This window comes from Erythrobacter sp. (genome assembly GCF_011765465.1).
In the GTDB taxonomy this organism is placed as follows: Bacteria; Pseudomonadota; Alphaproteobacteria; order Sphingomonadales; family Sphingomonadaceae; genus Erythrobacter.
Genome location: NZ_CP050265.1, coordinates 177748 through 189784, shown reverse-complemented (window position 1 = coordinate 189784; position 12037 = coordinate 177748). Strand labels below are relative to the sequence as shown.

Below are 12037 nucleotides of genomic sequence, written 5' to 3'. Positions count from 1 at the left end.
ACATGGCGAGGGGGGACACGCAAGGCAGGGGCGTCATCATCGCCCAGGTGACCGATACGCATATCGGCTACGATCCCGATGCGGGCGAGGCCGAATTCAACTACCTGCGCTGCCTCGCCGTGCTCGATGCGATCCTCGCCCTGCCGAGCCCGCCCGATATGCTGGTGATGTCGGGCGACCTCGCCGATAACGGCGATCCCGATTGCTACGCCCGCCTCAAGGCGGCGGTCGAACGCTGCCCCTTCCCGGTCTACCCGATGGCGGGCAACCACGACGACCGCACCGAATTGCTGCGCGCCTTTCCCGACTATGCCGACGACAACGGCTTCGTCCAGTTCGCCGCCGAATGCCGGGGCCTGCGCGTCGTCTGCCTCGACAGCCTCGAGGCGGGGCGCCACGGCGGAGCCTTCTGCGACAAGCGCGCGGCGTGGATGACCGCCGAGCTGGAGGCGCATCCGGACACGCCGACGCTCGTCTTCATCCACCATCCGCCGGTGGTCGCCGGGATCGACTGGATGGACCCGCGCCCGGAGGAGGAGTGGTTCCGCCGTTTCCATGAAACCCTCGCACCGCACCGGCAGGTCGTCGGCATCAAGTGCGGCCACCTTCACCGCCCGCTGCACGCCATGGTGGGCGATGTTCCGCTCTCTGTGACGCCTGCGGTCGCCCCGGCGGTGGCGCTCGACCTCAGCCCGCTCGATTTCGACCACGCCGACGCGCGCGCGATCGTCACCGCCGAACCGCCCTTCTTCAGCCTCCACCGCTGGCACGAAGGCGCGCTGGTGACGCATTTCCAGCCCGTCGGCGACTGGCCGACACTGGCGCGCTACGAGGACAAGCTGGTCCCGATGATGCAGGGCCTCGCCGCCGAGCGCAAATAGGCGCGCCGACGCAGCCGCCCCGCGAGGCCGCAAGGCCGAGCGCCCTCTCGCATACCGAAAAACCCGCGAGGCCGAAGGCCGAGCGGCCCCCTCCTCCTACCGGCCCCCGCCGGCTCCGGCTGCAGGCGCCCGCGCGCGGCGGGGCACGGCAACCTCGCGCCCGACCCAGCTTCCCATGTCGGCCGCGTCCGACACCTTCCACGGCACGCCCGAGCGGGTCATGAACAGCCGCTCCATTTCGGGCCGGGTGAAAGGCCGCGAGCCGAGCCTGCCGAACACCGCGATCTGCCCGCCGGTCTCGTCCACCGCGCGGTCGCGGTCGAGCCCCTTGGAAAGCGCGATGGCGGGCGCGGAGGTCCTCGCCCAGGCGATCATCTCAGGGACAGGCGCGGGGCTGAAACCGTAGAAATTGGGCTGGCTGTCGGGGCTGGTCAGTTGCAGCACCTTCACCCCGTTCACCCCGTCCGCGACATAGGCGAAGAGCGAGGCATTGGTCGAGGCAACGATCACGTCCTCGGCATCGTTGAGACTGCCGCCCAGCGTGACCTTCCGGTAGACCTCGGGCGCGCGCGGCTTTTCGACATCGAGGATCACCAGCCCGTCCCGCTTCGCCGCGACATAGGCATAGGTCCGCGCGACATAGATGCGCCGCGCATCGGCCAGTGGCACGGTCGCCTCGGGCACGGCCACCGGATTGCGCAGGTCGGTCACGTCGAACAGCTTCACGCCTTCGGCGTCCGAAACCCACAGGTATCGGAACTGGATCGCGCTCGCCCGCGCATCGGGAAGCTCGCGCACCGCGGCGACCTTGGGCGCTTTCGGTTCCGAAAGATCGACCACGACCAGACCGCGCTCGGCGGCGATATAGGCGATCTCCCCCGCGAGGTGGACGTGGCGCGCACCGTTCAGCACCCCGCCCGGGTTCCACGCATCCGACCCGTCGGCAAATTCCATCCGGCGGAACTGGTTGTTGCGGAATTCCCCGTCGGCAAGCGTGTTGACGTTGACCAGCACCAGCCCTTCCACCGCGTCGGTGATGACCGCGTAGTCGTATATCGGCAGGAACGGCTGCTCCTGGTTCATCTCCCGCATTTGGGGCGTGTTGCGGTCCGGCGCGATCGGCTGGTTCGTAGCGAGCGCCATGCAGGTCGCGTTCTCGGTGTCGACGTGCGTGTCGTGGCCGAGCGCTGAGAAAGGCGCGGTCAGGATTCGTTCGGACACGCCCTTATTCGCGATCGAGGCGACGTCGTAGGCGCGGAAACCGCCCTTGCCCTCGGCGACGAACATATATTCGCCGCGCAGTTGCAGGCAGCCGACCCTGTCCGACGTGCCTTCATGCGTGTTGACGAATTCCTCGAACGGCTTGGTCTCGCCCGACAGGTCGCCGTCAAAGGTCTTGCCGCGGATCCAGTCCTTCAACTCGCGGTCGTTGTCCTCGACGTGGCGACGCCAGTAATCGGGATAGGCATAGCGGTGGAGGTAGGAACCGAGCACGGCCTGCGGCTCGTCGTATTCGGTCACGCGGATCGCGGTGAAGCCGTCCTCCTGTCCCGTCCAGGCGTGCATTCCGACGAAATTGACGTAATTCGTGCCGAGCAGCAGGAGCTGCGCCATGATCGCGTTGTTGTCGTCCTTTTCCGACAGATGACAGTCAGAACAGGTCTTGGTCTCGGTCGTGCGCACGGTGTGCGGGAAATGCGGGGCGAAGGCCTGGCTGGAAAAGCCGATCGCCGAAATCGGCGGCTGCTGGACGTATATGCGTTCGCGGTTGATGTTGGTCGAGGACAGGACCAGCGCGCTGGACGAGCGCACGGGCGCGACCTGGCTGCCCTTTGTCGTCTGGTGCTTGCCCAGCTGGAACATCTGGTCGCGCGCGACCTGCGGGTTGTAGGTCGCGAAATTGCGCGTCTCGCCGCCTTCGTAGCGGTGGCTCTTGGTCTTCCAGTTCGCCTCGATCGGCAGGTGGCAACCGCCGCAGCTCGTCGTCCATGACAGGTGGCAGGTGAAGCACGCCATCTCGCCGTCGCGGTGCGCGCGGTCCTCCTGCGCGATGCCGGTGCCGAATTCGAAATTGCCCGTTTCCGCGCCGTATCGGCTCATCAGCTTGGCGCGCGCGGCCTTGGGGTTGAATTCGCTCGAATCCGGCTCGACCGAATTCTTGACGAGGCTCACTTCCCATTCGAGCTCGGGATCGACGATCGAGCGCTGGATCAGGCGGCGCGTGCCGTTTTCACCATCGATCCATTCGAAGCGGCGCTTGCCGTCGGGATTGCGCAGCAGGGCAAGGTCGTGGCCCTTGGGCGGGGCGGCGGGGCCGCTGGTGCGCAAGGTGGGATAGGCGTCGGCCGTCCCGTGGCAGTCCTTGCAGGAGATTTCGATCGCATTGGCGACCTCGCCGTAGATGAGGCCATTGCCGTGGCTGTCCTGCTCGAAATGGCAGTCCGCGCACTGCATCCCCTTTTCGGCGTGGATGGACATGAGATGCACCGCCTTGCCCGGATTGGTGCCGGGTTCGACGAACTTGCCCTCGCCCTCGCGGCGCCATTTCTCGGGGTCGTCGTTGTCGACGATGTTCCCGTCGGCATCGAGCAGGTTGCCTTCCCGGTCGCGCTTGAAGATCGCGCGGAAATTCCAGCCGTGGCCGTGATAGTCGGCGAACTGGGTGTCCTTCAGCTCGGGATTGAGATCGTAGACATTGCGCAGGAAGTCGAGGTCGGCCCACTTGCCCCGCGGCGCGGCGCCTTCGGGATTGCGGTCGAGCACGGCGCGCACCTCGTCGGCGGTAGGGTATTTCTGCTTGGCCGGCCACATGAAGGGCGCGTCGCTCTCATAGTCCCACATCGTGTAGCCGAGGTAGGAATTCAGGAAGATGTTGGGCTGGTGCATATGGCAGTTCATGCACTGGCTGGTCGGGATGCTGCGCGTGAAGACGTGCTGGAGCGGGTGGCCCTTCTCCTTGGGCCTGCCGTCCGGTGTCAGGAGCCCGTCCTCCTCGTTCTTGAGCCCGGCGAGCGCGCCAAGCGCGGGTTCCTCGTCATAGGCGACCCCCGGCTGCTTCAGCCCGCCGTGGCCCAGTGCCCTTTCGCCACCCTCCTTGCCATCATGACCATGGTCCTTCTCGCCGTAATGGCTTTCCTGCGCCTTGCCCGCGATGGTGGGATCGACGGTGATGGACTGTCCGTCGCGGCCATACTTGGAATAGATCAGCGAATGGCGCGGCTCGCGGTCGTTGGCGTAGACGACATGGCAGCTCGCGCAGCCCGAATGGCGATAATCGCCCGGCTGGTCGTTCGTCCCCATGAACCAGGTGAAGGGGTCGTTGAGGCGGGTCTTGTGGATGTTGAGCACGGGGATCGCCACCCTGAGCCCCGTGCCGGGGCCGCGGTTCGACTGCTTGAGATCGGGCCGGCCCGGTTCTTCCAGTCGCTGGATCTGGCCCGTCGGGTTGGGAATGCCGATTTCGGGAAACTGCGAGTTGATCGTGCGCCCGCCGCGCTCGAACACGCGGAAGATGTCGCCCGGCGGGATGACGTGCCAGGTCGGCAGCGGATACATCTCGGCGAGCACGCCGCGCTTTTTCTGAGCCTCGGTCAGTTCGCCGCTGGGCCCCGTCGGCGTGACGATCTTCGCCGCCTCGCCGTTCCTCGTATAGGCTTCGCCCAGCAGGTAGTTCTTGAACGGCAGGATCCCGTTATTGTAGCTCGCACCGCCCCACAACATCGCGCCCGTCGCCATGATCGAGCGTTCCGCCGCCTCGATCGCTTGGATGTGGCACGCCCCGCAAGCCTCGCGCGCGACGCGGTAGTCGGACGGGTTCACGAACTTGACGTATTCGGGCGATTCCTTGTTGAGCAGGGCATAGGACCGCTCCGGGTTGGCGGAGGACGGCCAGTGCCAGCTCTTGGGATATTTCGGCAGGACGTGGGCGCGGTCGCGCGCGGCGATATAGTCGGGATGGTCGTGCGGAAGCTCGGAATTGCCGCGCACGCTCGCATCGCCGCCGTGACAGTCGGTGCAGCCGAGCCGCACGGCGGGCGAGAGGTGCATCGTCGGCGCATCGGTCTTGACGTGGCAGGTGTTGCACCCTTCCGACTTCGCCAGCATTTCCGACACCGACTGCCGCGCGGGCGCGGGCGGCGCGGTAACGCGGCTGTAATCCCGCTTGACCGGCTTCTCCTTGTCCGCCGCCAGCACTTCCCCGCCCAGCATGGCAAGGCCGAGCGTGAGCGCAGCGACCAGCAGCGCGAGGTGGCGGAGCGAAAAGGAGCGAAACACAGCCATCAGTAGGTCAGCACCACGTTAGCGAGGACGGAATAGAACTCGTTGTCATTGCCGAGATTGTCGAACAGGTCGCGAAAGCCGTCTCCTGCGAGCAGGGTCGCAGCCGACAGGCGCACGACGATGTTCTGCGTCGCCTTGGGCCGCCAGATCGCCGCCGCCGACAGGTCGAAACCGATCTCGCGCGGGATCGAGCCTTCGTTGCGCAGGGTCTGGACGACCGCCGTGTCCTCGAACCACAGGTGATTGGCGTTGGCCGAAAGGCGGAATTCGGGCGTCAGGTCGAAATCCGCGCCGACCCCGGCTAGTATGAGTCCCGGGTTGTTGAAATTCGACTGGCCCTGCTCCTTCGACGAACGAAGATTGTTGAGCAGGCCGTTCCGCCCGTTGACCGACACCGCGCGCCCGCCGCCGGCGAAGGGGATGGTCTGGCGGATCCAGTAGGACGTGTCCGCGCCCGCGAAGACCGGGTTCTCGAAAATCGCGTCGAAGCCCGTTTCCTCGTCGTCGAACGGGTCGCTGTCGCCGCTCTGGTAGGCGCCCGACAGGCGAAAGCGCATCCAGTCCTTGTCGTAGCTCAGCTCTGCCGCGAAGAACTGCGCGTTGATGTCGGACGGGCGCCCGGTGAAGAAATTGTCGCGGTTCTCGCCCAGCGCCCAATATGCGCTCGCGGTAATGTTGACCCGCCCGATCCGCCCGTCGGCGTTGTAGCCGAGATAGACCACGTCGTAGTCCCGCCCGCGCAGATTGCCGAGAAGCGCGGGGCGCACCGGAAAACCGTTGTCGTCTATCTCGATGTCGTCGCCTTCGCGGTTGCGGTTGTAGACGACGGTGAACTGGCTGGTGAGCGCCGGGATCAGGAAATCCTGCCGGTAGAGATTGGCCACGAAAACAAGGTCGTCGCGCGGGGACTGCACGATCGAGTTGAGACCCGAATTGGTGTCCTTCTCGAGCCGCCAGAACGCGCCCAAATTGAACTGCACGCGGTTGTTATCGCGCGATCCGAACAGCCGCACGCCCAGTTGCTGGTCGTTGAACAGGAAGCCGCGGAAATCGGACTGGAACGGCTGGATCCCTGCGCGGATCGAGATGAAGTCGAAGCGCGAGGTGTCGAACTCGGTGAAGTGGTAATCGACGAAGGCTTCCTGCACGCCGAGGAAATGGTCGAGCCGGTCGCTTTCGAGGCTGGGCTCGACGAACAGCACGCGCCGCTCGGGCACGTCGACATAATTGACGTTGTAGGCGAGCGTGACGCGGTATTCGACGCTGGGCGGCTTGTAGGCGGTCGAGCCCTTGAGCAGCGCGAAGCCCGCGATGAAGGTCTGCGACAGCACGGTCGAGAAATCATTGCCGAAGACGTCGAGCCGGTCCGGATCCTCGGTCGTCTGGATGCCGACGGGAATGGGGAAGGTGCGCGGCTCGTAGACCGTGTCGGAAATGAGGTTGGCGACGAAGAACCAGTCGTCGCCCGTGATCGGCAGCCACGGCACCTTGTCCGGGTTGATCGGCCGGTCGCCTTTGTAGGTGTTCTGATTGTAGGGATCGAGCAGGTTCTCGGTCACGAGCCCGAGGCTTTCGACCAGCCGCCAGCGGTCGGGCACGGGAACCTGGTCGGTCGGGAAGGCCTGCGGCGGCGGGGCGCGCACCGCGCCTTCGTTTTCCTGCTCGATCGGCTCGGGCAGTTCCTCGTTGAATCCGGGCCGCTCGCGCCCCTCGATGATTTCGGGGTCGACCGGCGGCGCGTCCTTTTCCCATTCGGGCTGCTGCTCGGAAGGCGGCTCCGCTTCCTCGGGCGGAGGGGCGCTCTGGGCGAACAGGGCCGCGGGGAGGAGCAGGAGCGACATTGCTTACAGCCCCTCGCAGACGTTCTGTTCGGCCGTGTCGAGGAACGGCGCGAAGGGGCAGTTGACGTAGCGCAGGCGCACCTGCCGTCCGCCGACCTGCACCACGATCCGGTCGGCACGGATATCGCGCGGGGCATTGCCGATCCCGCCCACGCGCACGCCGGCATTGTGCAGGCCGAGGAAGCTGATCATGTCGTCCTGGTCGATCCCGTCGCCCGACACGCCGATCCCGCCGACCAGCGTGTTGCCGCGATAGACCGGGACCGATCCGGGGAAGATCTGGATGCCGTTGCCGAGCCGGCTCGCGCCCGGCGTGACTTCGGGCAGGGTCGTGCAATTGTCGGGCGTGTCGTTCGCGGCGGCTCCGGTGACGAAGCCGAGATGCTGCGCGAGGTTGCCGACGATCAGCGCCGATTGCAGGCCGGTCGAGAAGGGATTGAACTGTTCGATCGGGCGCGACAGCGGCCCGTGCGGCGTGCCCACCTCGCCATCCGGGAAATAGGGCCGCGACAGGTTCCCGCCCGACCGGTCGGCGAAAGCGAAAGTGCCGGTGAGCGCATTCGGATCGCCGAGGAAGCTCCTCACCCGCTGGACGAATTCGGGCACTTCGCCCGCTGCCGCGGAAAGTTCGGCGGCGGCGAAGGGCGCGGAAAAGAAATTGGCGGTGCGCGCTTTCTGCAGCGACACGTCGGTCCCGAAGATCGGCGCGTCGGGCGAGCGCACGATGCCGAGCACCTGCCCGCGCGTGTCGACGAGGCTGATCGTCACCTGCGCGCGGCTGTCCAAGGGCTGGCGGATCTGCGCGCGCGCCCGGCTCATCACGGTGAAGGCTTCCTCGAGGATCGCGCGCGCCTCGGCCTCGGTCAGCGGCGAGGCGATGTCGGCCCCGTCGGTTCCGCCGCGCACCGGGTAGCGGTTGCTCCCCGATCCGTCCGTCAGGACGAAGGCGTCGGTGTTCGAAAACTCCGCCGGGGTCGAGGGACGGATGCCCGAGCTTTCCGTGCCGTAGGCCGCCCCGGCGAGCAGCGCGCCGCCCGGATAATAGCCCCGCACCGCGACCAGCGCCCCCGCCGTTCCCGCGAAACTCGCCCCCGCGACATTGGCGAGCGTGGTGTATGTCGCATCTGAAAAGCGCAGGCTCGTCCCGTCGGCGAAGATGCGGTCGGCGCGGATGCTGACCGGCGCTTCGAATCCCACCGTGCCCGCCAGCGCGATCGGCTCGTCGGTGTCGGTGTCGATGTCGAGCACATTCTCGTCGAGCCCGTAGACCCCGTCCGCCATCACGCCGACGCCGCCGACGACAACGCCGTTCTTGTAAAGCGGAAAGCCGCCCGGGTCCGCCGACAGGCCGAGCGGGGAACGCTTGGGCCCGATCAGCCCGTCGCTCGCGCGGGAGACGAGGTCGCTGCAGGGAAGCTGGCTGAACTGCACGCCGAACAGCGGCCCGCTTTCGAGGCCCACGGTGGTCGGTGCGGGCGGGAAATGCTCCTGCACGATCATGCTCGCCGTGCGCGAGGAAAAGGCGTTGCCGCCGCTCGACAGGTAGGCGCCCGTTATCGCCTTGGCGATGGCGGCTGCTTCGGCCGGCACGTCGAGCCCCTGCGCGTCCACGTTCTGCCCGTTGGGCGCCTCCGGAATGCTCGCAAGCGCGGGCGCGCCGGGCATCCGGAAGACGGCGAGGACATTGCCCACCCGGTCGGTCACCGCGATCACGGCGGGCGTTCCTTGCGCATCGGCCTGCGCGGCGGCCTGCGCGACGATGCGCCCGACCTCGGCGCTCGACAGGCTCTCGGCAGCGGGGACCGAGTAGAGCCCGCCCGCGGGCGGCGGCGGAGGCGGCGGCGGGGCCGGCGGCGCGCCGCCCGTCCCCCCGCCCGAAGGCGCATTGGAATCCCCGCCCCCGCACGAGGCCAGCACCAGCGCGGGCGCTGCTATGAGGGCTGTCACCCCGCGAAAGCGCATCAGCCGAGCCTGCCGATCGCGCTGGCCGCATTGCGAAGCGCGCTGCGGAAGTCCGCCGGGCGGTAGGCATTGGGCTCGGCCACGGCGCGGTAGGCGCGGTTGATGTCGGCGCGGATGCCCGCGGCTGCCGCCATGGTCACGCGCCCGTCCTTGACCAGCGCGTTCAGGAGCGTGTCGATCGCCATCACCGCCTGCACCGACCCGGCATAATCGGTGAAGCGCGCCGAAGTCGACTCGTCCGCGATCAGGCGGATGACCCTGAACGCATCGGCATTGCCATAGGCGCGCGCATTCAGCGCATTGGACAGCGCCCCCGCACGGGCGGACAGCGTTTTCGCCGCCGTGCGGGCGGCTTCGGGGCCTTCGCCCATCGCCTTGTGGAAGCTGCGGCTCGCGGTGCGGAAATCCTCCGCCTGCGCCGGGACCAGCGCGCCCGCGACGGCGGAGAGCATGATGATGTTCTCGTCGTTGAAGGGCGGGTTGCCGAAGGGGATCGGGCGGCCGGGATTGGTCTCGAAGGTGAGCTTGCGCTGCGCCGCGTCGGTGATCGTGCGGTGGCAGGAATGGCAGTCGTAGAAATAGAACTGCGGGAAGGCCCCCTCCATCGCGAACTTCGGCTGCGCGAACAGCCCCGTCGCGCGGCGCACCGCCTCGGCCTGGCCGACCGCCCAGAACCGCACCGCGTCGGGACGGCCCTTGCGGTCGATATAGTCGCCGTCGATGTCGTGGTGCTGCTGCAACGCGCTGAACAGGTCGAGCTCGAAGGAGACGCGCGGATGGCCCGCCGCCATCATCGAGTGGGTGACGAACTGGCCGCGCTTTTCCGATCCGTAATGGCAATCGAGGCACACGTTGGCGCGGACCTGCGGGTTCTCCAGAGGGATGAGCCCTGCCGCGACGTTCGAGGCATGGGTCGCGGGCCGTGCGTAATGTTCGGCGAGCCATTTGCCCGAGGGACCGTGGCACGATTCGCAGCCGACCCCCTCGGAGAGGACAAAGCGATCGCCGCGCTGCGCGGCGGGCGCAAAAGTCGCATGGCAACCGAGGCAGGCGGGCGCTTGCGTCGCGCGCCCGAGGCCGAGGCTGTCCGCGATCTGCTGCCCACGGCGGGAGGCGAGCGCGGCGTAAGCGCGCGAATGGGCACCGCTTTGCGAGGAGGGGCTCTGCCAGGTCGCGATCTCGTCCTGCCGCACGACCGCGCCATTGCCTTCCGCGCGGCCATGGCAGGTCGATCCGGCGCAACTGGCGACGCCTTCGAAGGTCGCGTTACCGCTGGCGAGCGAGGCGGGATAGAGCGCCGCAATCGCGCACAGGCCGAGCACGCGGACCATGCCGGTCCGGCCAATACGGCCCGCGTCCATGACGGACCTGACCATGCTCTGCGCAAGGGCGACAGCTTTTCCCCGCAATGTCGTCATCTCTTCCCCCCGCGAGATGCCTCAACCCGTCTCGATCCGCCTCGGCCCGGCTATCCCCACCTCGCCTTGGCAGCGGGTCGCAGCCTATCACCCGCAGCCTCAAACGCAAGCTATCAGGAGAGCCCATGCACGGCTTGTAAAGTCCCGCCAAGGCGCGGGAAATCGTGCCGGCTTCAGGGGACGCGAAGCGTTTGACACCGGGCCGCGGCCAGCCCCATGATCGCACTCGCACGAAGACGCATGATCGGGGGACGCGATGGGGGCCACAAGATGGGGACGGGACTGGATCGGCGCGGCGCTCGCGCTGCTGGCGGGGCTTGGCCTCGCCCCCGGATCGGCGGCGCTTGCCGCCGGTGAGGCCGTGGTCGAAACCCGGGGCGACGCGCCCGCCGTCCTGCCCCTGCGCAAGCGAGCGGAGATCATCGACCGGGTCCTTTCGGAAAGGCTCGAAACGCTCCTGCCGAGCCTCATGCGCGAGCAGGGCATCGATATGTGGGTGCTGGTCGCGCGCGAGTATTTCGAAGAGCCTGTGCTCGCCTCGATGCTCGATGCGAGGAGCTTTCACGCGCGCAGGCGCACCATCCTCGTCCTGTTCGATCCCGGCGAGGGTCGGCCGGTCGAGCGACTCACGGTCAGCCGCTACGGCCTTGCGGGCCTGTTCGAGCCGGCCTGGGAGCCCGAGACACAGCCCGACCAGTGGCAGGCGGTCGCCGACATCATCGCCGCGCGCGACCCGCAACGCATCGCGATCAACACCTCCGACCTCACCGCCTTCGCCGACGGCATGACGCTCAGCCAGTATCGCGCGATGACCGCACGCCTGCCCGAGCGTTATCGCGAGCGCATCGTGCCGGGTGAAACGCTCGCGCTGCGCTGGCTGGAGACGCGCACGCCGGGCGAGATGGCGCTTTACCCGGGCGTGGTCGCGCTTGCGCGGAGCTTCATCGCCGAGGCTCTTTCGCGCGAGGTCATCACGCCGGGGAAGACGACCGCCGCAGACGTCGAGTGGTGGTATCGCGAGCGGCTGGCGGAACTGGGCCTTGTGGCGTGGTTCCATCCCTCGGTCGGCATCCAGCGCCAGGGCGCGCAAGGGATGCTGCGCGGGGACGTGACGATCGAGCCGGGCGACCTCCTCTGGACCGATTTCGGGATCACCTATCTCAGGCTCAACACCGATACGCAGCATCTCGCCTATGTCCTGAAGCCGGGCGAGAGCGAGGCACCCGCGGGGCTGCGCCGCGGCCTTGCGAACACGAACCGGGTGCAAGACATCCTGATGGAGAAATTCGCCACCGGGCGCAGCGGGAACGAAGTGCTCGCTGCCGCGCGGGCGCGGGCGATCGCGGAGGAGCTCGACCCGTCGATCTACTCCCACCCCATCGGCCTCCACGGCCACGGCGCGGGCAGCGCGATCGGGTTCTGGGACAACCAGGACGCCGACCCGCGCGGAGAATACCGCCTGCGCCCCGACACGGCGTGGTCGATAGAGCTCACCAGCTATGCCGCCGTGCCCGAATGGGGCGGGCAGCGGGTCGATTTCCGGTCGGAGGAGGACGCCTTCTTCGACGGCGAGACCGTACGCTTCCTCGACGGTCGGCAGACCGAACTGACGCTGATTCCGTCCGAGTGAAAAGAGCGAGGGGGCGCCGCGGCC

At 67.6% G+C, this 12037-nt stretch carries 6 protein-coding genes; 2 read left to right on the top strand and 4 right to left on the bottom strand.

Going from position 1 to position 12037, the window contains the following annotated elements; translation table 11 throughout:
- The first annotated feature begins 2 nt into the window (after positions 1 to 2).
- Positions 3 to 881, top strand: coding sequence for a metallophosphoesterase (locus G9473_RS00840; protein ID WP_291135056.1), 879 nt, complete (start codon positions 3 to 5; stop codon positions 879 to 881).
- Positions 882 to 977: 96 nt separating this feature from the next.
- On the opposite strand, the gene G9473_RS00835 is transcribed toward G9473_RS00840, so the two are convergent.
- From G9473_RS00835 to G9473_RS00820, 4 genes are read right to left on the bottom strand one after another with little or no spacing between them, the layout of a single operon-like run.
- Entirely contained in the window at positions 978 to 5162 is a 4185-nt protein-coding gene (locus G9473_RS00835) for a hypothetical protein (RefSeq protein ID WP_291135054.1), read from the bottom strand.
- Positions 5162 to 7003, bottom strand: a complete 1842-nt coding sequence (locus G9473_RS00830) for a hypothetical protein (protein WP_291135052.1) — start codon at positions 7001 to 7003, stop codon at positions 5162 to 5164. Before G9473_RS00830 ends, G9473_RS00835 begins: the two co-directional genes overlap by 1 nt.
- Positions 7004 to 7006: 3 nt before the next feature.
- Positions 7007 to 8965, bottom strand: a complete 1959-nt coding sequence (locus tag G9473_RS00825) for a heme-binding protein (RefSeq protein WP_291135051.1) — start codon at positions 8963 to 8965, stop codon at positions 7007 to 7009.
- Entirely contained in the window at positions 8965 to 10341 is a 1377-nt protein-coding gene (locus G9473_RS00820) for a multiheme c-type cytochrome (RefSeq protein WP_291135049.1), read from the bottom strand. The genes G9473_RS00825 and G9473_RS00820 overlap by 1 nt, the downstream gene beginning before the upstream one ends.
- 298 nt (positions 10342 to 10639) lie before the next feature.
- On the opposite strand from G9473_RS00820, the gene G9473_RS00815 reads away from it, so the two are divergent.
- Positions 10640 to 12013 (top strand): M24 family metallopeptidase, encoded by a 1374-nt coding sequence (locus tag G9473_RS00815; protein ID WP_291135048.1) that lies wholly within the window; start codon positions 10640 to 10642, stop codon positions 12011 to 12013.
- The last annotated feature ends 24 nt before the right edge of the window (positions 12014 to 12037 follow it).